This is a genomic window from Segniliparus sp. (genome assembly GCF_051660745.1).
In the GTDB taxonomy this organism is placed as follows: Bacteria; Actinomycetota; Actinomycetes; order Mycobacteriales; family Mycobacteriaceae; genus Segniliparus.
In genome coordinates this window covers 243,924-264,314 of record NZ_JBOFQF010000028.1, presented here as the reverse complement: position 1 = coordinate 264,314, position 20,391 = coordinate 243,924, and the positions used below count along the sequence as shown (strand labels likewise).

Genomic DNA, 20,391 nt, shown 5'->3' with positions numbered 1-20,391 from the left:
AAAAACGTGTTCCACGACTGAGCCTAGCGCACAACGCGAACAATGTCATAACGGCGTTCTGGATACTCGGCCCCGAGCGGAGAATACGTGACTCGCATCACACGGAATGCGCCAATTCGCCCTCTCCCGAATCGGCGGCGGCCTTCGCCTCCTGGGCTTCGGCGATCTGGTCCGGGGTGTATCCGATGAAAAATCCGACCGCGGCGGCGACCAAAGCGGCCCCGGCCAGGATCAAGAGGCCGAAGGTGTAGCCCGACGAGAGCTGGGCGAGTTCGGCGGGCGTCATCCCGACCGAGTTGCTCTTGCCGACCTCGAGCTTTCTCGAAGAGAACAACAGGCCGCCCATCACCGAAAGGCCGACAGGCCCGCCGAGCTCCTGCGCGACCAGCGCGATGGCCGCGAGCGGCCCGAGCTCCTCGTCCGGGACGCCGACCAACGCGCACAGCGGCAGCGGCACCAGGACCACGCCGATGCCGAAGCCGATGAGCAGGATCGGCGCGAGCAGGTTCTGCACGTAATGGGCGGACGGCGTGAGGGTCGAGCCGTAGAGGAAGCCCGCGAGCACGAACGCGAGGCCGACCCCCGCCGTCCAACGCGGGGCGATCCTCTTGAGCAGGAGCACCGCGATCTGGCTGCCGACGCCGAGCGCGATGGCGAACGGGATGAACGAGAGCCCGGTCTTCAGCGGCGAATAGCGCAAGACGTCCTGGAAGAAAAGCACGACGTAGATGGTCAGGCACATGAGGATCGCGCCGGACAGGACGATGGTCCCGAACGTCGCGATCTTGTCTTTGTTCGCGAAGAGCCGCAGCGGCACCAGCGGGTTGGGCGAGCGAAGCTCGATCACGACGAACGCCGCGAGGAGCGCCACGCCGACGAGCAGCGGCCCGACGATCCCGGGGCTCTTCCACCCCCAGATGGGGCCCTGCGTGAAGCCGAAGACGAACAAGAACACAGCGCCCGCCGACGTGACAGCCCCCGGCACGTCCAGCTTCGTGCTGTGCGGGGCCACGTCCGGAATCGTGAGCAGGGTGAGGACCAAGATGCCGATGCCGATCGGGACGTTCACCACGAAGATGAGCTGCCAGTCCAGGCCGGATATCCCGACGTGCTCGCCGACGAACCGGCCGAGCTCGGTGAGCGCCCCGCCGAAGATCAAGCCCGCGATCGAGCCGATGCCCAGCATCCCGCCGTAGATGGCCACCGCGATGTTCCGCGCCGTGCCGGGGGTGAAGAGCGTCGCGACGAGCGCGAGGCCCGTCGGCGAGGCCAACGCCGCGCCCGAGCCCTGGATCGCCCGGAAGACCAAGAGCGAGGTCTCGTCCCAGGACAACGAGCACAGCAAGGACCCGAGGGTGAAGACGCCGACGCCGATCAGGAACGCCCGCTTGCGCCCGATGAGATCGCCGAGCCGCCCGCCGAGCAGCATGAGCCCGCCGAAAGCGAGCACATACGCGGTGATCACCCACGACCGGCCCGGCGCGGAAAGATGCAGGGCTTCTTGGATGCGGAACAGGGCGATATTCGCGACGGTCCCGTCGAGCGTCGCCATGAACTGCATGCCGCCCAAGGCGAGGATCGCGAGGCAGAACGCGTTCGAGCGCTGGGTGTGGTCGTGGCGGCCGTGCAGGAACTCGTTCCACCTGTCCTTCACAAAGCCGGTCCCGAGCTGCACGAGGCTGCGCGAGGAAGCCTGTTCTTCGACCAGCGCGGGCGACGGCGCCTGCGCGCCTGGTTCGAGCAGCCCGGCGAGGGCCTCAGCGCGCCTCGGCGCCGTCTCGCCCGCTTCTGCCTCGGCTTCTTTCGTGATCCGGCTCATGGGCATCGAGACTACCCGCTGGAAGCCCCTGCTTGGTCCAAGAGCGCCACAACAGGGCCGACCACGACGACCGCGGGCGGCCCGACCTGCTCTGCCGCCACGAGGTCGGCGATCTGGTCGAGCCGGGTTCTGAGCACACGCTGGCCTTGCCGCCCCGCGTCTTCCACAACGGCGGCAGGAGTCGCCGGGTCACGCCCGCCCGCGACGAGCGCCGCGCTGATCGCCCGCACATGCGTGATAGCCATGAGCAGCACGAGCGTGCCCTTCAGCCGGGCGAGCCCCGGCCAGTCGACGAGCGACGCGGGGGAATCAGGCGCGAGGTGCCCGCTCGCGATCACGACCTCGTGCGTCACCCCGCGATGGGTGACCGGGATCTGCGCGAGCGCGGGAGCCGCGATCGCGCTCGACACGCCCGGCACCACCGTCACCGGGACGCCTGCCCGCACGCAGGCCAGGTACTCCTCGAAGCCCCTGCCGAACACGTACGGGTCGCCGCCTTTCAGCCGCACAACGAACTTCCCGGCGCGCGCGTGCTCGATCAGCGCCCGGTTGATGTCCTCTTGGTCCATCGAGCGCCCGCCCGGCACCTTCGCCGCGTCCACGACCTCGACCTTCGGCCCCAGCTCCGCCAGCAGCTCCGGCGGGGCCAGCCGGTCGGCGACGACCACGTCCGCCTTGGCCAAAAGCCGCTTGCCCCGGATCGTGATGAGCTCCGGGTCGCCCGGCCCCGCTCCGACGAGCGCCACCCCTGGAGCGGGGGCGCCTGCCTCCCGTTCTGCCTCCACGTCCAGGCGGCCGTCCTCGATCGCGGCCTGGATCGCGGTGCGCGCGGCGGCGGAACGGCGGTGGTCGCCGTTCGAGAGGACCCCGACGGTCAGCGAGCCGGAGCGGCCGATCGCGGGCGTGACGGCGGAGCCGCTCCTCGCCTGGTCCGCCCGGACGCAGAAGATCCGCAGCCGGTCGGCCTCGGCCACGACGCGAGCGTTCGTCTCGGGGTCGTCGGTGCAGGCGAGGGCGTACCAGAACCCGTCAAGATCGCCTTCGCGGTATTCCCGGAGCACGACGGCGACGCCTCTAGTCGCCTCGATAGCAGTGGTCACCGATGGCGCGACGACGGTCACCCGCGCTCCTGCCCGCACCAGGCCCGCGACCCTGCGGCGGGCCACTGCTCCCCCGCCGACGACCACGACCGGCTTGTCCGCGAGGTTCAGGCCCGCGAGATACGGTTCGGCGGCAGAAGAGCTCAAGAGCCCGAAGTCAGCTCGAGGGTCTTGGCGGAGTCGGCGAACAAGCGCTCGTGGAGCTGCGGGTTGTCGGCGAGCTTCGTCCCGTACGACGGCACGAGCTCTTTGATCTTCCCGACCCAGCGCTCGTGGTCCTTCGGGAAGCACCGTTCGAGCAGCGAGAGCATCGCGGACACACAGGTCGAAGCGCCGGGCGAAGCCCCGAGCAGTCCGGCGACGGTGCCGTCCGGCGTGGTCTCGACGGCGGTGCCGAGCTCCAAGGTGCCCTTCGCGCCCTTGCCCCGGATGATCTGCACCCGTTGGCCCGCGAAGTACAGCTCCCAGTCCGCCGGGTCGACGGCGGGGACGAAGTCCGCCAACGCCGCGATCCGGTCCGAGGTGGACTGGAGCAGCTGCCCGACGAGGTAGGTGACCAGGTTGAACTCGGTGGCGGCCACCGAGAGGTAGGGCAGGATGTTGGCGGGGCGCAGCGAGGCGAAGAGGTCGGTGAGCCTGCCTTCTTTCAAGTACTTCGGCGACCAGCCCGCGTACGGGCCGAAGAGGACGCCCTTCTTCCCGTCGATCACCCTGGTGTCCAGGTGCGGCACGGACATCGGCGGAGCCGACCCCTTGGCCTTCCCGTACACCTTGGCCTGGTGCTGCTCGACGATCGCGGGGTTCGTGCAGCGCAAGAACGCGCCGGAGATCGGGAACCCGCCCATGCCCTTGACCGCGGGCACGCCTGCGGACTGCAGGAGCGGCAGCGCGTAGCCGCCCGCGCCGACGAAGACGAACTTCGCCCGTGCGGTGATCTTCTCCCCGGTCCGAAGGTTTTTGACCGAGAGCTTCCAGCGGTCGCCGTCGCGCTTGAGGCTCGTCACCTCGTGCTCGAACAGGAGCGGACCGGCGCCCGCGACGTGGGCGAGGAGCTGGCGGCTCAGCTCGCCGAAGTTCACGTCGGTGCCGTCCTCCTCCCAGGTGATCGCGAACGGGTCGGAGAAGTCGCGGCCCCGGGCCATGAGCGGCAGCCGCTTGGCGAACTCGTCGGGATCGGTGGAGAAGCCCATGTTCGAGAACAGCGGGTGCTTCGAGAGGGTCTCGTACCGGGTCTTGAGGTAGTCGGAGTCTTCCTGCCCGGTCACCCAGCTCATGTGCGGGACCGGGTTGATGAACCGCTTCGGCTCCACCAGGTGCCCCGCCTGGACGAGGCTCGACCAGAACTGCCGCGTCACCTGGAACTGCTCGTTGATCGCGACAGCCTTCGTGATGTCCACGCCGCCGCCCGGCTTGGCCGGGGTGTAGTTGAGCTCGCAGAGCGCCGAGTGCCCGGTGCCCGCGTTGTTCCACGGGGAGCTCGACTCCTCGGCCGCGCCCGGACGGCGCTCGAACACGGCGATGGACCAATCCGGCTGCACCTGGCGCAGGAGGGAGCCGAGCGTGGCGCTCACAACTCCGGCTCCGATGAGGGCCACATCCGTCTCCAGCACGGCGGCGCCGGCCTTCTTAGTCGTTTTCGCAGGGGCGGTTTGCTCAGGCATGTTCAGAATAGTACGTCTGACCTGCTTCCGCTTGTCACTCAGGATGTCTATGATGCCCGCGTGAGCATCGCCGCAGATTCATCCACCCTTTGGTCGTCTGACGAGCTTGGGGACGATTTTCGACAATTGACTATTCCGCTCGGAGACGATCCTGACGGCGAAGGGGAGATTTTCGCCACCCTCGTCAAACATGTTCCGCCCGACGCGGACGGCGCTCCTCGGGGCGCTGTCCTGCACGTGCACGGCTATAACGACTACTTCTTCCAACGCGGGCTCGCCGAGCACTTCGCCGCGCGCGGCTATCGGTTCTACGCCGTGGACCTCCGCAAGTGCGGGCGCTCCCGGCGCCCGTGGCTCACCCCGCATTACAGCTCGGACTTCGCCCAGTACGACGTCGACATCCGCGCGGCGCTCGAAACGATCCAGGCCGAGCTCGGCCCCGCCTTCCCGGGCGGAGCCGTCTCGACCCTCGTGCACGGGCACTCGACCGGCGGGCTCATCGCGCCGCTCGCCGTCGCACGGGAGCGCCGCGATCCAGCCTCTGCCGCGTCCCGGCTGGTCCGTGGCCTCGTGCTCAACAGCCCGTTCGTGGAGCTTCCCGCCCCGGCCCCGCTGCGATTCGTCGCGAAGGGGCTCGCCGAGACGGTCGGGCGGCTCGCCCCGATGCTGACGCTCCCCCAAGGCGGGCTCGGCGCGTACGGCGAGAGCCTGCACAAGGACTACCGGGGCGAATGGGACTACAGCTTGGAGCGCAAACCGCTGCTCGGACCGCCGCTGCGGCTCGGCTGGCTGCGCGCGGTGACCCGTGCGCAGCGGGAATGGCACCACGGCGTGGACGTCGGAGTCCCCGCGCTGGTCCTGCACTCCGACCGGTCGTACCTCTCTGGGTCTGACCCCGAGAAGCTGGACTCCTCCGACGCTGTCCTGGACGTGTCGCACATCAAGCGCTGGGCCGGGTTTCTCACGCCGCAGACCGACGTGGTGCAGATTCCGCAAGCCCGCCACGACGTCTTTCTCTCTCGGGCCGAGGCCCGCACGAGGGCCTATGCGGCGCTGGACCAGTGGCTGGACGAGCGCGTCGACGAGGCTCCCCCCGCTGAAAAACTAGGCTGAAAAACTAAGCCGCCGGCCCCATGCGATCGGGGCGGGAGCCTCCGCCTTGACTTCGTTATTATCTATGTCATAATCTATGTCATATTTTATTACCCATGAGTAACTTACTGGCGGACAACCCAGTGGCCACCTGGTTCCAGAACGCTTCCAGCGGCTTCGGAGTCTGGCGCGCGAGGCGGGATCCGTCCTACGGGGTGCCGCTCCAGGGCAAGCGAGTGCTCATCACCGGAGCCTCGTCCGGCATCGGAGAGGAGAACGCGTGCCAATTCGCGAAACTCGGCGCACGAGTCATCATCGTGGCGCGCAGGCAAGAAGAACTCGCCGCCGTCGCCGCCAAGATCAATGCCGGAGGCGGCGAGGCCATCGCCATCTCTTGCGATCTGAGCGACCTCGAAGCCGTGGACAAGCTCGTGGAGGAGGTCAACGCCGAGTTCGGCGGGGTGGATATCCTTGTGAACAACGCAGGGCGCTCCATCCGCAGGCACACGGCCGAATCGCTTGAGCGCTGGCATGACTTCGAGCGGGTCATGCAGATCAATTACTTCTCCGCGATGCGGCTGACCAAGGGATTCCTGCCCGGCATGGTCGAACGCGGCGACGGACACATCATCAACGCGGCGACATGGGGGGTGCTTGCGGACTCGTTGCCGAAATTCGGAGCGTACGTGGCCTCCAAGGCGGCTCTCGCCATCGCGCACCGCACCCTCGGCGTGGAGTTGCACGACAAAGGCGTGCGCACGACCGCGCTCTACTACCCCTTGGTGCGCACCCCGATGATCGCGCCGACCCGGCAGTACGACAAAGTGCCCACGCTTCCCCTCCACGAGGCAGGCTCTTGGGCAGTGTTGGCGGCGAGAACCCGCCCGCCACGCATCTCGGCCCGGTATGCGGGCTGGCTCCACCTGCAAAGCGCGTATTTCCCAAGGCTCGCAGACCTGGTCATGCGGTTCTGGTCGCGCGTCGGCTGACCTCCGTCGCGAGAGCTTCCGCCTGCGGACAAAAACCACGGTCGGCGGCGAGAGAGACAGCTGCCCGACGGCACAGCCGAATGGATGCGCACCCTCGGTCGGCGCTCTGCCACCGCGCCCGGCTCACGCCCGGCGTCAGAACCGGCAGTGCCGCACGTCGGAGGCGAGGATCGCCTTCGCCCCCAGCTCTTCGAGCTTGTCCATCACCGCGTTCACCTCGGCGCGCGGGGTGAGCGCGCGCACCGCGACCCACTCCGGGTTCGCAAGGTCGGCGATGGTGGGCGACTCCAAACCGGGAGTGACGGCGACCGCATTGTCGAGGACCGTCCTCGGGCAGTCGTAGTCGAGCATGAGGTACTTCTGGGCGAAGACCACGCCCTGGAGCCTGGCCGTCAGCTGGGCTTTGGCCTTCTCCTTCGCGGGGTCGGCCTCGCCGTCGCTCTCGAAGAGGACCGCCTCGGAGACACAGATCGGATCGCCGAACGGCGCGAGCCCGTGCTGGCTGAGCGTCTGGCCGGAGTCCACCACGTCCGCCACCACATCGGCGACGCCGAGCTGCACCGAGATCTCCACCGCGCCGTCCAATGGCACAACTGTGGCGTCCACCCCGTGCTTGTGCAGGTGCGCGCGCATGAGGTTCGGCAACGAGGTCGCGATGCGCTTGCCCGCCAGCTTCTCAAGAGTCCAGTCCTGGCCGGTCGGAGCCGCGAGGCGGAACTTCGAGGTCGCGAAGCCGAGGGCGAGGCGCTCGCGCACCCGCGCGCCCGCGTCCAACGCCAAATCCCGCCCGGTGATGCCCAGATCGAGCTCCCCGGAGCCGACGTACACCGCGATGTCGCGGGGTCGCAGGAAAAAGAACTCGACCTCGTTCGCCGCGTCGAGCACCGAGAGGTCCTTGCTGTCACGACGGCGGCGGTACCCCGCCTCCGACAGAAGGTCGGCGGCCGGACCCGAGATCATGCCCTTGTTGGGCACGGCGACCCGCAGCATCAGAGCCTCCCGTAGATGTCGTTCAGCTCGATTCCACGAGCGAGGGCGACCACTTGCGCCCAATACAACAGCTGCGAGAGCTCCAAGGCAAGGGCCTCGTCGTCCTCGTGCTCGGCGGCCATCCACACCTCGGCCGCTTCCTCGATGAGTTTCTTGCCGATGAAGTGCACGCCTTTGCCGAGCGCGGTCACGGTCGAGCTGTCGGTGTCGCCGCTCTCCGCCCGAGCTTTCAGCTCGGCGAACAGGGTCTCGAAAGTTTTCTGGGCTGCCATAGCCCAGACAGTCTCTCATGAGCCCTCTTGCCGCCTGCTCAGAGGAGGGAGCACACTAGAGGAGTGAGGCCAAAAGCACGTCCCGAAGAGATCGACGAGTCCGACCTTGTCGTCACCCACCCAGAGGACCACGCGGCAGGGGTCAAGGCCGTGCTGGTCTCGATGGGCCGGGCCTTGCCGCAGATGGGCGCGATCCGAACCGCCGAGACTTTCGCGCGGTTGAACCAAGACCACGGTTTCGACTGTCCGAGCTGCGCGTGGCCGGACCCACAGGGCCACCGCAGGCTCGCCGAGTTCTGCGAGAACGGCGCGAAGGCCGTCACCGACGAGGCCACCACGGCGAAGGCAGGCCCTGAGTTCTTCGCCCGGCACTCCCTCGCGGACCTCGAAGACCACACCAACTACTGGCTCGGCCAGCAGGGCAGGCTCACCCATCCCATGGTGGCCCGGCCCGGAGCCACCCACTACGAGCCGATCTCTTGGTCCGAGGCCTACCGCCTCGTCGCGGACGAGCTGGGCGCGCTCGCGAGCCCGGACGAGGCCGTGTTCTACACCTCGGGGCGCACCAGCAACGAGGCGGCGTTCTGCTACCAGCTGCTCGTGCGCTCCTTCGGCACCAACAACCTCCCCGACTGCTCGAACATGTGCCACGAGTCCTCCGGCACGGCGTTGTCCGCCTCGATCGGCATCGGCAAGGGCTCCGTCTCGCTCGACGACGTCCACCACGCCGACCTCATCCTCATCGCGGGCCAGAACCCTGGCACCAACCACCCCCGGATGCTCACCGCGCTGGACAAGGCCAAAGCGAACGGCGCCCGGATCGTCGCGATGAACCCCTTGCCCGAGGCGGGCTTGATCCGGTTCAAAGACCCGCAGACCGTGCACGGAGTGGTCGGCAAGGGCACCAAGCTCGCCGACCATTTCCTGCGCGTGCGCCTCGGCGGCGACCAGGCCGTGTTCCAGGGGCTGGGGAAGCTCCTGCTGGAGAGCGGGCAGATCGACCGCGATTTCATCGAGCGCCACACCCACGGCTTCGCGGAGTACGAGCGGCACATCCGCGCCACAGACCTCGCTGTGGTCGAGGAGGCCAGCGGGATCGGCGAGGCTCAGTTGCGGGAGATCGCGGAGCTCCTCGCCAGCTCGCAGCGCACGATCATCTGCTGGGCCATGGGCCTGACCCAGCACGTGCACGGCGTCGCGACCATCCAGGACGCGACCAGCCTGCTGCTCTTGCGCGGCATGATCGGCAAGCCCGGAGCAGGCGTCTGCCCGGTGCGCGGGCACTCGAACGTGCAGGGCGACCGGACCATGGGCGTGTGGGAGCAGATGCCCGAAAGCTTCCTGGCGGCCTTGGACCAGGAGTTCGGCCTCTCCTGCCCCCGCGAGCACGGCGCGGACGTGGTCGAGTCCATCCGCCTCATGCGGGACGGGAAGGCGAAGGTCTTCATGGGCATGGGCGGGAACTTCGTCCAGGCCGCGCCGGACACCGAGCTGTTGGAGGCGGCGCTGCGCGGCTGCGCGCTCACCGTCCAGGTCTCCACCAAGCTCAACCGCTCACACGTGGTGCGCGGGCGGACCGCGCTGATCCTGCCGACCCTCGGGCGCACCGACAAGGACGTCCAGGCGGGCGGCAAGCAGGTGGTCTCCGTCGAGGACTCGATGTCGATGGTGCACCTGTCGCGGGGCAACCTCAAGCCCGCGAGCGACGAGCTGCGCAGCGAAGTGGCCATCGTCTGCGAGCTGGCCCAGGCGCTGCTCGGTCCCGGCCATCCGGTGCCGTGGGAGGCGTTCCGAGAGGATTACGACCGTATTCGCGACGCGATCAGCCGCGTCGTGCCCGGCTTCGAGGACTTCAACGAGCGGGTGCGCGAGAAGGACGGGTTCCCGCTCCCCCACCCGCCCCGGGACGCGCGGGAGTTCCACACGACGACCGGCAAGGCGAATTTCTTCGCGAACCCGCTGGAGTGGACGCCCGTCCCCCACGGCAGGCTCGTCCTGCAGACGCTGCGCAGCCACGACCAGTTCAACACCACCATCTACGGCCTCTCGGACCGCTATCGCGGCGTCTCGGGCGGGCGGCGCGTGGTGTTCGTGAGCCCCGAGGACGTCGCCGAGTTCGGCCTTTCGGACGGCACGCATGTGGACATCGTCTCGGAATGGGACTCGGACGGGACGCGAGAGGAGCGAGTCGCCCCGAACTTCCGAGTCGTCGCCTACGACACGCCGAAGGGCAACGCGGCGGCCTACTATCCCGAGACGAACCCGCTCATGCCGCTGGACCACGTGGCGAAAGGCTCCAACACCCCTGTCGCGAAAGCCATCACGGTGCGGCTCAGACCGGTGGGGGGCTGACATGGGCAGGGTGACGGTCCGAAAGCCAGTGCTCCGGGTCAACGGCGCGACGCAGACCGACCGGCTCGACTCGCTCGCCGTGGAGGAGCCGTTGGAGATCCGGCTCGGCGGCGAGGCGCTCACCCTCACGATGCGCACCCCCGGCGAGGACGTGGACCTCGTCCACGGGTTCTTGCACGCCGAGGGGATCGCGAGCGGCCGCGAGGACGTGCATGCGGTCCGCTACTGCGCGGGAGTCGACCCCGCGACAGGCCTGCAGACTTACAACGTGGTCGACGTGGCCCTCAGCGAGGAGGCGCAGGCCCGCGCGAAGGGCCTGGGCCGCTCCTTCGCCGTCTCCTCCGCCTGCGGGGTGTGCGGGAAGACCTCGCTCGACCAGGTCGTGACCGCGAGCGCGTACCGCCTCGCCGACGACGCGTCCCGCTTCTCCTCCGCCGTGCTCGCCGACGCGCCGGACGCCTTGCGCTCGGCGCAGCGCGTGTTCCAAGCCACCGGCGGGCTCCACGCCGCCGCGGTCATGGAGCCGAACGGCAACGTGCTCGCCGTGCGCGAGGACGTCGGGCGGCATAACGCGGTGGACAAGGTAATCGGGCATTTCCTGCGCCAAGGCGAGCTGCCGCTCGCCGGACACGCGCTGGTCGTCTCGGGCCGAGCCTCCTTCGAGCTGGTCCAGAAAGCGGTGCTCGCGGGGATCCCGCTGCTCGCCGCGGTGTCGGCGCCGTCGTCGTTGGCGGTGGACCTGGCGGCCTCGGCGGGGCTCACCCTCGTCGGGTTCTTGCGCGGCGAGACGATGAACGTCTACACCCATCCGTATCGGGTCGTCGCGCCCGAGCAGCCTTCCTGAGCGCGAGGGGCCCGCTCGTGCGCCGAGGCCCACGCCCCTATCGCATACAGTGCTGTATTCTATAGGGAAGCATCGCATTGCGCCCTGTCCGAGAGGAACGACCATGCCTGATTTCGATCTCGTCATCCGGAACGGTTTGGTCTTCGACGGGGCCGGGACGCCAGGGACGCGCTGCGACGTGGGGGTCAAGGACGGCAAAGTCGCGGCGTTCTCCCTCGGGCCGCTTCCCGCCGATGGCGCCCAGACCGTGGACGCGACAGGCAAGTGGGTGCTCCCCGGATTCGTGGACGTGCACACCCATTACGACGCGGAGGTGTTCGCGGGCACCGGCCTCGCCGAGTCCGTCCGCCACGGCGTCACCACCGTGCTGTACGGCAATTGCTCGATGTCCGCCGTGTATGTCGAGCCGGACGAAGCCGCCGACCTCTTCGCGCGGGTCGAAGCCCTGCCATGGGACGCGGTGCACGGCCTGCTCAAAGAGAACAAGGACTGGACCGGGCCGAAGGGGTACCGCGAGGCGGTCGAGCGGCTGCCGCTCGGCTGCAACGTCGCGACGTTGATCGGGCACTCCGACATCCGTGTGGCCGTGCTCGGCCTCGGGCGGGCCACCGACCCGACGTACCGGCCGACCAAGGCGGAGCTCGGCCAGATGCGGGCGATGGTCGCCGAGGCGCTCGACGCGGGCTTCGCGGGGCTGTCCACCGACCGGCTGCGTTTCTCGAAGCTCGCGGGCACCCGCTTCGCCGGGGCGCAACTGCCGTCCACCTACGCGACGTGGCAGGAGTACGGCGCGCTCTACGACGTCGTTCGCGGGCGGGGCGGCGTCGTGCAGTCCAACCTCGACGTCTCGAAGCGTCCCGAGACGATCAAGCACTTCCTCCAGAGCGCCGGGGGCCTGCTCGGCCGCTTTCGCGGGCGCAAACCCCTCAAGACCAGCCTCCTCGCCGCGTTCGACCTCAAATCCGACCGCAACGTCATCCGCCTGCTCAAACTCATCACCGGAGTCGTGAACCCCCTCATCGGATCGGACGTCTCCTTCCAACTCCTCACCGCGCCGTTCCACTTGTACTCGGACGGGGTCGACCTGGTCATTTTCGAGGAGTTCGCCTCTGGCACCGCCGCGCTGGACATCCGCGACCGAGTGCAGCGGGGCGAGCTCATGAAGAGCGAGGGGTACCGCCGCGCGTTCCGCGCGGACATGGCCAAGCGGTTCGGCGTGAACGCCTGGAACCGGGATTTCTACGACACCGAGATCGTGAGCTGCCCGGACAAGGCCGTGGTCGGCAAATCCTTCGGCCAGGTCGCCGACGAGCGCGGCCTGCAGCCGGTGGACGCCTTCCTCGACTTGGTCTCGGCCTACCCCGGCGACGTGCGGTGGCACACCACTGTCGCCAACGACCGGGCGGACGAGCTCGGCCGGTCGATGGCATACCCGTGGTTCCAGCTCGGCAACAACGACTCCGGAGCCCATCTGCGCAACTTCGGCTTCTACAACGCCCCGCTGCGCGCGCTCAAGCTCGTCAAAGACGCGCAGGAGGCCGGAAAGCCGTTCATGCGCCTCGAAGCGGCGGTGCGCAGGCTGACCGGCGAGCTCGGCGAGTGGTACGGGCTCGACGCGGGCCTGCTCCGGCTGGGCGGGCGCGCCGATATCGCGGTTGTGGACCCGGCGGGGCTCGACGGCTCGCTCGAGTCCTACCACGAGGAGCACGCCGCCGCGTTCGGCGTGTCCCGGATCGTCAACCGCAACGAAGCCGCAGTGGCCGCCACGGTCGTCGGCGGGAAGCTCGTCTACCACGGCGGCGAATTCGCCGAGGGCTTCGGCGCCACCCTTCGCGCGGGAACCTTCCTGCCCGGCGCCGCCTGACGCAGTCAAGCCGAGATGGCGCAGTCCTCGTATTCGCGCGTCCAGTGCGAGACATTGTGACGTTCATGTACTATTGCATCAGTAATGCACATCACGTCGCAGTCGGCGAGCGCCTGCCTGCGGACATGCCAGGCTCATGCAGGAGGCACCATGACTTGCCCAATGACATCGGGATCGGCGCCGCAGGCCCCGAAGCCTTCGGCCGCCCGCGGGCCGGAGCGGCCCGAGGCCCTCATCGCTTTTGGGAACAAAACCGCCGTGGCGGTCTGGGACACGCTGCTGCGCATCGGGGCGCGGCGCAAGCTTCTCGACTTCTACGACTCAACGCCGAGCTTCCAGCCGATGGTCGAAGCCGCCCTCGCCAACCCGAAGCGGGTGCTCAACCCGATGGACTGGTCCTTCGAGCTCTTCCGCCCCGACTATTTCAAGAAGACCCGGTTCGACGCCCCGATGGGCGATCCCGGATGGTTCGGCCCGGACAGCGCCATCTGGTACGTGCTCACCCACACCCCGACGATCTCGCTCGGCCTGCTGAACACCGCCATCGTCGATATCATGCACCAGGACATCCAGTACGCCGTGTTCGACCACTCGAAGCTGGTCGGCCGCGACAAGGAGACCGGACGAGTCCTGCCCGGCAAGATCTCTGGAACCGGCTGGGCCGTTCGGGCCGGGCGCACGCTCTCCTTCTTCGCCGGGGCCGCCTACGGCTCGACCGAAGCCGCCGAGTCGCTGTGCCAGACGGTTCGTGCCCTGCACGGCCAGGTCAAGGGCTTCCGGCCCGACGGCAAGCCCTACGACGCCGATGAGCCCGAGTTCTTCCGCTGGACCTATGCCACCGTGGTCCAGGGCCTCGCCGCCGCGCACGAGCGCTACCACCCCCGGCCCCTCAAGGGCGCGGCGCTCGACCAGTTCTACCGCGAGTACGCCGTCGTCGGCGAAGCCCTCGGCGGAACCGACCTGCCAAAGACGAAGGCGGAATGCCGCTACGTCCTCAACAACTCCCCCTCCGTCGTCGGCGTCACCATCAACGCGGACAACATCGACTACGTCCGCATGATCCCCCGTGGACTGCGGGGCGGCTTCTTCGGCTGGCTGATCCAGGACATCCTGCCCGAGCCCATCCAGAAGGTGCTCGACTTCCGCCAGCCCAACCCTGCCTTGCTCCGCGTCTACAAGGCGCTCGGCCGGGGCGTCGCCATCCTGATCAACAGCATGGGCGACATCCACGAGGTCGACCAGGCCCTCCACCGGGTCGGGCGCACCAAGAAGAGCATCTACCGGGGCACGCCTCGGATCACCGCCGAAGGCGAGCCGATCAAGATCGGGTAGCCTTCGTGGCATGGTGTCACAGCTTTCGATCACACATATCGGCGGCCCGACCACGCTGATCGAGGTCGGCGGGTGGCGGTTGGTGACCGACCCGACATTCGACCCCGGCGGGAACCGCTTCTACTCGATGGGTCCCGGCATCGGCTCGCGCAAGACCACCGCGCCGTCCGTGCCGCTCGGCGAGCTGGGGCCGGTCGACGCGGTGCTGCTCAGCCACCACGGCCACGACGACAACCTCGACGAGGCCGGACGGACCTTGCTGCCCAAGGCAGGCGCGGTCGTCACCACCCCGGAAGGCGCCAAGAGCCTTGGCCGGAAAAAGCTGTGCGGCAACGCGATCGGGCTGCGCCGATGGGAGACGACGACGCTCGAAGCCGAGGGGAAGCCGACGATCACCGTCACCGCCACCCCCGGCAGGCATGGGCCGCCGCTCTCCAAGCCCGTGGTCGGGCCGGTGACCGGCTTCGCGCTCTCCTGGCCGGGCCAGCGCGACGGGGCGCTGTGGATCTCTGGCGACACAGTCTGGTTCAACGGCCTCGCCGAAGTGGCCGAGCGCCTCGACATCGCCGTCGCCGTCGTGCATCTCGGCGCGGCGAAATTCCGCCTGACCGGCCCGATGCGCTACACCATGACCGCCGACGAGGCCGCCCTGTTCGCGCAGCGCTCCCAAGCCAAGACGATCGTCCCCGTCCACTACGAGGGGTGGTCGCATTTCTCGGAGGGCCGCGACCGCGCCGAAGCGGCGTTCCGCGCCAAAGGGGTCAGCGAGCGAGTCCGCTGGATCGGCGTGGGCAACACCGCAGCCTTCGAGGTTTAGCGCCGAGGACGGGGTTGCTCACGTCTCAAACACCGGGACGATTTTCGTCGGGCGGATGGTGACCAACGCTAAATCGACGCTCCCGTATTTCTCCACGAACCCCGCGACCTCGTCCTCGGCGAGGTAACGCTTCGCGATTTCGAGGAAAGTCTCCCCGCTCTGCGGAGAATTCGTGTCGACCTCAGCTAGGCCCTGCACCTGCACGTAGGCGTACGGGATCGTGTCGACGTCCGCGGTGAGCACCACTCGGGGATCGCGCTGGAGCGCCTTCGCCTTCACGGAGTCCGCCGCCGTGGAGATGACGAGCGCGTCGTCCCGCACGATGAACCAGATCGGCACCACAAGCGGTCTGCCGTCTTTGCCCAAATACCCGAGCTGGCCGATTTTCGGCCCGGACGAGAGGAAGTCGCGAACCTGAGGATCTTGCAACGAGGCCATGCCCCCACTCTAACCGCGATCGTCGCGCTAGACAGTGACCCGTGAGCGCTTCGCCAACCTGCCCAGGTGCTCGACGGCGAGGACGTAGCCGCCCGTGCCGAGCCCGGCGATCACCCCGGTCACCACCGGGGCCAGGTAGGAGTGGTGGCGGAACTCCTCGCGCTTGTGGACGTTGCTGATATGCACCTCGACCACGGGCACCGACAGAGCTGCGATCGCGTCGCGCAGAACGACCGATGTGTGCGCGAGCCCGCCAGGGTTGATCACCACGCCGACCCGCTCCGGGTCGGGCTCGTGGATCCAGTCGATGAGCTGCCCCTCGTGGTTCGACTGCTTGGCGAGAAGCTCCAGCTGGAACCCTGCGGCCGCTTCCGCGCACGCGCGCTCCACGTCGGCGAGCGTCTCCTTGCCGTAGACAGCGGGCTCCCGCCTGCCCAACTCGCCGAGGTTCGGGCCGTTGAGCAATAAAATCCGTTGTGGCATGGGCGAGAGGCTAGGCGCTCTTCTCGCGCCGCTCGCTGCGCGGGGCCTTGCGCGGCACGATGGTCGGCAGCACGTTCTCGCGGACGGTCTCCTCAGTGATGACCACTTTCGCGACGTCGTCCCGGCTCGGGATGTCGTACATGACCGGGAGCAAGACTTCTTCCATGATGGCGCGCAGCCCACGGGCCCCGGTGCCGCGCAAGAGCGCCTGGTCGGCGACCGCGGCCACGGCCTCCGGGTTGAACTCCAACTCGACATTGTCCATCTCGAAGAGCCGTTGGTACTGCTTGACCAGCGCGTTCTTCGGCTCCGTCAGGATCGTGACCAGCGCGTCCTTGTCCAGGTTCGAGACCGACGCGATGACCGGGAGGCGCCCGATGAACTCGGGGATCAGGCCGAATTTGATGAGGTCCTCCGGCATGACCTCGCCGAAGTAGTCGCGGGTCTCCACGTCCTCGCGGGTGCGGATCTGGGCTCCGAAGCCCAAGCCGCGCCGCCCGACGCGCTCGCCGATGATCTTCTCCAGGCCCGCGAACGCCCCCGCGACGATGAACAGGACGTTCGTCGTGTCGATCTGGATGAACTCCTGATGGGGGTGCTTGCGCCCGCCCTGCGGCGGGACCGAGGCCTGGGTGCCCTCAAGAATCTTCAGGAGGGCCTGCTGGACGCCCTCGCCCGAGACGTCGCGGGTGATCGAGGGGTTCTCCGACTTGCGCGCGATCTTGTCGACCTCGTCGATGTAGATAATGCCGGTCTCGGCCCGCTTCACGTCGTAGTCGGCGGCCTGGATCAGCTTGAGCAGGATGTTCTCCACATCCTCGCCGACGTATCCGGCCTCGGTCAGCGCGGTGGCGTCCGCGATGGCGAACGGCACGTTGAGCATCTTCGCCAAGGTCTGCGCGAGGTACGTCTTGCCACAGCCGGTCGGCCCGAGCATGAGGATGTTCGACTTCGCGAGCTCGACCACGCCCTTGCCGTCCCGACCAGCCTTCTCGCCCGCCTGGATACGCTTGTAGTGGTTGTACACCGCCACCGCGAGCGTCCGCTTCGCGGGATCCTGGCCGACGACGTAGCCCTCGAGGAACTCGCGGATCTCGGCGGGCTTGGGCAGCTCGTCGAGCTTGACCTCGCCTGCCTCGGCCAGCTCCTCCTCGATGATCTCGTTGCACAGGTCGATGCACTCGTCGCAGATGTACACGCCGGGACCAGCGATCAGCTTCTTGACCTGCTTTTGGCTCTTTCCGCAGAAAGAGCATTTCAACAGGTCTGTCCCATCTCCAATGCGTGCCATCTCGTGCCGTGCCTTCTCTCGTCGTCCTGGTGACTCCGCGTCACATACCCGACATTACCTGCCTCAGGCGTTTTTTGGGGGAAGAACCGGATTAGTTTTTCGCGGATTTCTTCCGGTACGGGTAGACCGAGTCGATGATGCCGTAGTCTTTGGCCTCTTGCGCCGTCAAAATCTTGTCCCGGTCGGTGTCTTTGCGGACTTCCTCGGGGCTCCTGCCGGTGTGCGTCGCGAGCGTGGTCTCCATGAGACGGCGCATGCGCTCGATCTCGGCGGCCTGGATCTCCAAGTCGGTGGCCTGGCCTCGGATCGCGCCGCCCTCGATGCGGGGCTGGTGGATGAGCACCCTGGCGTTCGGCAGGGCCGCCCGCTTGCCCGGGGTGCCTGCGGCGAGCAGCACGGCGGCGGCGGAGGCCGCCTGGCCCAAGCAGACCGTCGCGATGTCGCAGTGCACGAACTGCATCGTGTCGTAGATGGCCATGAGCGAGGTGAACGAGCCGCCCGGCGAGTTGATGTAGATCGTGATGTCGCGGTCCGGGTCGAGCGATTCGAGCACCAGCAGCTGCGCCATGATGTCGTTCGCGGACGTGTCGTCCACCTGGGTGCCCAGGAAGATGATCCGCTCCTCGAAGAGCTTGGTGTAGGGGTTGGTCTCTTTGACGCCGGTCGAGGTGTGCTCGATGAAGCTCGGGACGATGTACCGGGAGGTCGGTTGGATGGGGTTCATGATGTCAATCCGTTCTTCTCGTCGCGAAGCTCTAGTTGCTGCCGATCTTGGCCGCACGGGTGATGACGTGGTCCACGAAACCGTATTCCTTGGCCTCGGCCGCGGTGAACCAGCGGTCGCGCTCGGAGTCCTCGTGGATCTTCTCCACCGTCTGCCCGGTGAACTCGGCGTTGAGGCGGGTCATCTCTTTCTTGGTGGCGGCGATCTGCTCCGCCTGGATCGTGATGTCCGAGGCCGAGCCGTAGATGCCTGCGGAGGGCTGGTGCATCATGATCCGCGCGTGCGGCAGGGCGAAGCGCTTGCCCGGCGCCCCGGCCGCGAGGAGGAACTGGCCCATCGAGGCCGCGAGGCCCATGGCGTAGGTCGCGATGTCGCACTCCGACAGCTGCATCGTGTCGTAGATGGCCATGCCCGCGCTGATCGACCCGCCGGGCGAGTTGATGTACAGCGAGATGTCCTTCGTCGGGTCCTCCGCCGTGAGCAGCAGGATCTGCGCGCACAGGCGGTTGGCGATGTCGTCGTCCACCTCGGAGCCGAGGAAGATGATCCGCTCCCGCAAGAGCCGCTCGAACACGGAGTCCGTGAGGTTCAGACCCGCGATGTCCGAACGCATACTCGGGAAGTTCTTGCCCATCGATAGCCTGCCTTACTTACTCGGTGTCGATTAGTGATCGGTCGGTCGCCGTCTGAGAACGACCTTAGCGGGAGGCGTGGCCGCCATGGGGCGGCGGCCACGCTTCTTCGCGCAGAGCGGAACTACTCGTGGTCGTGGTCGTGGCCGGAGTGGTCCTCCGACTGCGGGGCAGCCTGGGAGAACAGCTCCGCGACGTCGACGGCCGCGCCGTCCGTCTCAGTGATCTTCGCCGCGTCGATCACCTGGCGCAGCGCCTGGTTGCGACGGACCTCCTCCAGCATCGAGGCGTACTGCTCGATCTGCTGGCGCTGCTCGTCGGCCTTCTTGCCGCTGTACCGCGCGGCGCGCGCCCGCAAGTCGTCGACCTGCTCCAGCTCGGCGGTCGCGAGGCCCTCTTTGTCGGCGATCGCGTCGAGGACCAGCTGCAGCCCGAGGTCGCGCTTGGCGGCCTCCGCGAACTGCTCCTCGAGCTCCGGGAGCGTCTTGCCCTGGATCTGGAGGAACTGCTCGAACTGCTCGGGGGTGAGCCCGGTGCGCTGGGTCAGCTGGGCGATCTGGCCGCGGACCCTGCCGCTCAGCACGGCTTCGGGGATCGGGGGCTCGATCTTGGCGAGCAGGGCGTCGACCACGCGCTCGCGGATCTGGTTCAGCCGCCCGCGCAGCCGCTCCTCCTCAAGCTCCTTGCGGGTCGCCTCCAGCAGCTCCGCCACGGTGTCATGGCTCGAAGCGGTCTGGACGAACTCCTCGTCGAGCTCGGGCAGCTTCACCTCTTTCACCGCGGTGACGGTGAGCTCGAGGCTGCGCTGCGCGTCCTCGGCGGACGTCTCGAACTCGACGTTGCCCTTCTCGCCCTCTTTCAGGCCGACCACGGCTTCCTTGAGGTTCTTCGGCGTGCCGGGGTCGCCGAGGTCGATGGGCTGGTCGGACTCTTTGGTCTCCTCGACCGCCTCGCCGTCCACGAGCTCCACCACGTCGACGGTCACCACGTCGCCCTCTTTGGCCTTGCGCTTGACCGGCGAGAGCTCGCGGAAACGCTGGCGCAGCCGGTCGATGCGCTCGGTGACGTCCTCGTCGCTGACCGCGAGCGAGTCCACGGTCGCCTCGATCGTGTCGAAGCTGGGGATCTCGAGCTCCGGGCGCACGTCGACTTCCGCGCTGAAGCTGATCGGCTCGCCGAACACCGGCTTCTGCTCGCCGAGGTCGAACTTCGGCTGGCCGAGCGGCTGGAGCTTCGCCTCGGCGACCGCCTCGCTGTAGCGGGCCGGAACAGCCTCCTCCAACAGCTGGGAGAGGATCGCGTCCTCGCCGAGCCGGGCGCGGATCAGCTGCGCGGGGGCTTTGCCGGGGCGGAAACCGGGAATGCGGACGTGGTGCGCGAGGACCTGCACCGCCTGGTCGAGCTCGGGCTTGAGCTCCTCGAACGGGATCTCGACATCCAGCCGCACCCGCGTCGGGCTCAACCGCTCCACTGTGCTCCGCACTACTCAGTCTCCTTTAAATCAGTTATCTATCAGGCCAAACGACTCAACGACCTGTCAGTCGGCTCTGTCGGGGCGACAGGATTCGAACCTGCGACCCTCCGCTCCCAAAGCGGATGCGCTACCAAGCTGCGCCACGCCCCGATACAGACGAAAACGCCAGCGGTGAATCTTACACCATCAGCGATTCGGCCCCAGACCATCGCGACCC

At 67.9% G+C, this 20,391-nt stretch carries 18 protein-coding genes and 1 tRNA gene; 7 read left to right on the top strand and 12 right to left on the bottom strand.

What is annotated here, in order from left to right; all coding sequences use genetic code 11:
- Positions 1-97: 97 nt before the first annotated feature.
- Genes ACRC20_RS08735 through mqo form a run of 3 tightly spaced genes read right to left on the bottom strand, consistent with a single transcriptional unit; the run spans position 98 to position 4,580 of the window.
- Positions 98-1,819: an MFS transporter gene (locus ACRC20_RS08735; RefSeq protein ID WP_438685970.1), complete on the bottom strand. Its 1,722-nt coding sequence runs from the start codon at positions 1,817-1,819 to the stop codon at positions 98-100.
- 11 nt (positions 1,820-1,830) lie between these two features.
- Complete coding sequence (cobA, locus tag ACRC20_RS08730; RefSeq protein ID WP_438685969.1) at positions 1,831-3,066, bottom strand: uroporphyrinogen-III C-methyltransferase; 1,236 nt, start codon at positions 3,064-3,066, stop codon at positions 1,831-1,833.
- Complete coding sequence (gene mqo, locus ACRC20_RS08725) at positions 3,063-4,580, bottom strand: malate dehydrogenase (quinone) (protein WP_438685968.1); 1,518 nt, start codon at positions 4,578-4,580, stop codon at positions 3,063-3,065. Before mqo ends, cobA begins: the two co-directional genes overlap by 4 nt.
- Before the next feature lie 126 nt (positions 4,581-4,706).
- Here mqo and ACRC20_RS08720 point away from each other — a divergent pair, with 126 nt between their 5' ends.
- Together ACRC20_RS08720 and ACRC20_RS08715 are read left to right on the top strand one after the other, a co-directional pair.
- Complete coding sequence (locus tag ACRC20_RS08720) at positions 4,707-5,693, top strand: alpha/beta hydrolase (protein ID WP_438685967.1); 987 nt, start codon at positions 4,707-4,709, stop codon at positions 5,691-5,693.
- 95 nt (positions 5,694-5,788) lie between these two features.
- Positions 5,789-6,661 (top strand): SDR family oxidoreductase, encoded by an 873-nt coding sequence (locus ACRC20_RS08715; protein ID WP_438685966.1) that lies wholly within the window; start codon positions 5,789-5,791, stop codon positions 6,659-6,661.
- Between the two features lie 135 nt (positions 6,662-6,796).
- Here ACRC20_RS08715 and hisG read toward each other — a convergent pair whose 3' ends face one another.
- Together hisG and ACRC20_RS08705 are read right to left on the bottom strand one after the other, a co-directional pair.
- A complete protein-coding gene (gene hisG / locus ACRC20_RS08710) occupies positions 6,797-7,651 on the bottom strand; it encodes an ATP phosphoribosyltransferase (RefSeq protein ID WP_438685965.1) in 855 nt (284 codons plus the stop codon).
- Positions 7,651-7,923 (bottom strand): phosphoribosyl-ATP diphosphatase, encoded by a 273-nt coding sequence (locus ACRC20_RS08705; RefSeq protein ID WP_438685964.1) that lies wholly within the window; start codon positions 7,921-7,923, stop codon positions 7,651-7,653. Before ACRC20_RS08705 ends, hisG begins: the two co-directional genes overlap by 1 nt.
- Positions 7,924-7,986: 63 nt before the next feature.
- Here ACRC20_RS08705 and ACRC20_RS08700 point away from each other — a divergent pair, with 63 nt between their 5' ends.
- The 5 genes from ACRC20_RS08700 (at position 7,987) to ACRC20_RS08680 (ending at position 15,132) form a co-directional block, all read left to right on the top strand.
- Entirely contained in the window at positions 7,987-10,275 is a 2,289-nt protein-coding gene (locus tag ACRC20_RS08700; protein WP_438685963.1) for an FdhF/YdeP family oxidoreductase, read from the top strand.
- Between the two features lies 1 nt (position 10,276).
- Positions 10,277-11,119, top strand: coding sequence for a formate dehydrogenase accessory sulfurtransferase FdhD (gene fdhD / locus ACRC20_RS08695; RefSeq protein WP_438685962.1), 843 nt, complete (start codon positions 10,277-10,279; stop codon positions 11,117-11,119).
- A gap of 103 nt (positions 11,120-11,222) precedes the next feature.
- Positions 11,223-12,983, top strand: a complete 1,761-nt coding sequence (locus ACRC20_RS08690) for an N-acyl-D-amino-acid deacylase family protein (protein WP_438685961.1) — start codon at positions 11,223-11,225, stop codon at positions 12,981-12,983.
- 162 nt (positions 12,984-13,145) lie between these two features.
- The gene (locus ACRC20_RS08685) at positions 13,146-14,315 is read left to right on the top strand and encodes an oxygenase MpaB family protein (RefSeq protein WP_438685960.1); all 1,170 of its coding nucleotides are present in this window, start codon (positions 13,146-13,148) and stop codon (positions 14,313-14,315) included.
- 10 nt (positions 14,316-14,325) lie between these two features.
- A complete protein-coding gene (locus ACRC20_RS08680) occupies positions 14,326-15,132 on the top strand; it encodes an MBL fold metallo-hydrolase (RefSeq protein WP_438685959.1) in 807 nt (268 codons plus the stop codon).
- Positions 15,133-15,150: 18 nt separating this feature from the next.
- Here the strand turns inward: ACRC20_RS08680 and ACRC20_RS08675 are convergent, their stop codons facing one another.
- The 7 genes from ACRC20_RS08675 to ACRC20_RS08645 all read right to left on the bottom strand — a co-directional run bounded on the left by ACRC20_RS08675 (position 15,151) and on the right by ACRC20_RS08645 (position 20,324).
- On the bottom strand, positions 15,151-15,570 hold the full coding sequence (locus ACRC20_RS08675; RefSeq protein ID WP_438685958.1) for a PPOX class F420-dependent oxidoreductase: 420 nt from the start codon (positions 15,568-15,570) through the stop codon (positions 15,151-15,153).
- Positions 15,571-15,597: 27 nt separating this feature from the next.
- Positions 15,598-16,053 carry a type II 3-dehydroquinate dehydratase gene (aroQ, locus tag ACRC20_RS08670; protein WP_438685957.1) on the bottom strand — a complete coding sequence of 152 codons (456 nt, stop codon included), beginning with the start codon at positions 16,051-16,053 and terminating at the stop codon, positions 15,598-15,600.
- A gap of 10 nt (positions 16,054-16,063) precedes the next feature.
- A complete protein-coding gene (gene clpX / locus ACRC20_RS08665; RefSeq protein WP_438685956.1) occupies positions 16,064-17,344 on the bottom strand; it encodes an ATP-dependent Clp protease ATP-binding subunit ClpX in 1,281 nt (426 codons plus the stop codon).
- Positions 17,345-17,435: 91 nt separating this feature from the next.
- Complete coding sequence (locus ACRC20_RS08660; protein ID WP_438685955.1) at positions 17,436-18,068, bottom strand: ATP-dependent Clp protease proteolytic subunit; 633 nt, start codon at positions 18,066-18,068, stop codon at positions 17,436-17,438.
- Positions 18,069-18,099: 31 nt separating this feature from the next.
- On the bottom strand, positions 18,100-18,681 hold the full coding sequence (locus tag ACRC20_RS08655) for an ATP-dependent Clp protease proteolytic subunit (protein WP_438685954.1): 582 nt from the start codon (positions 18,679-18,681) through the stop codon (positions 18,100-18,102).
- Between the two features lie 143 nt (positions 18,682-18,824).
- Positions 18,825-20,183 (bottom strand): trigger factor, encoded by a 1,359-nt coding sequence (tig, locus tag ACRC20_RS08650; protein ID WP_438685953.1) that lies wholly within the window; start codon positions 20,181-20,183, stop codon positions 18,825-18,827.
- A 67-nt stretch (positions 20,184-20,250) separates the two neighbouring features.
- A tRNA-Pro gene (locus ACRC20_RS08645) sits at positions 20,251-20,324 on the bottom strand.
- Positions 20,325-20,391: the final 67 nt, after the last annotated feature.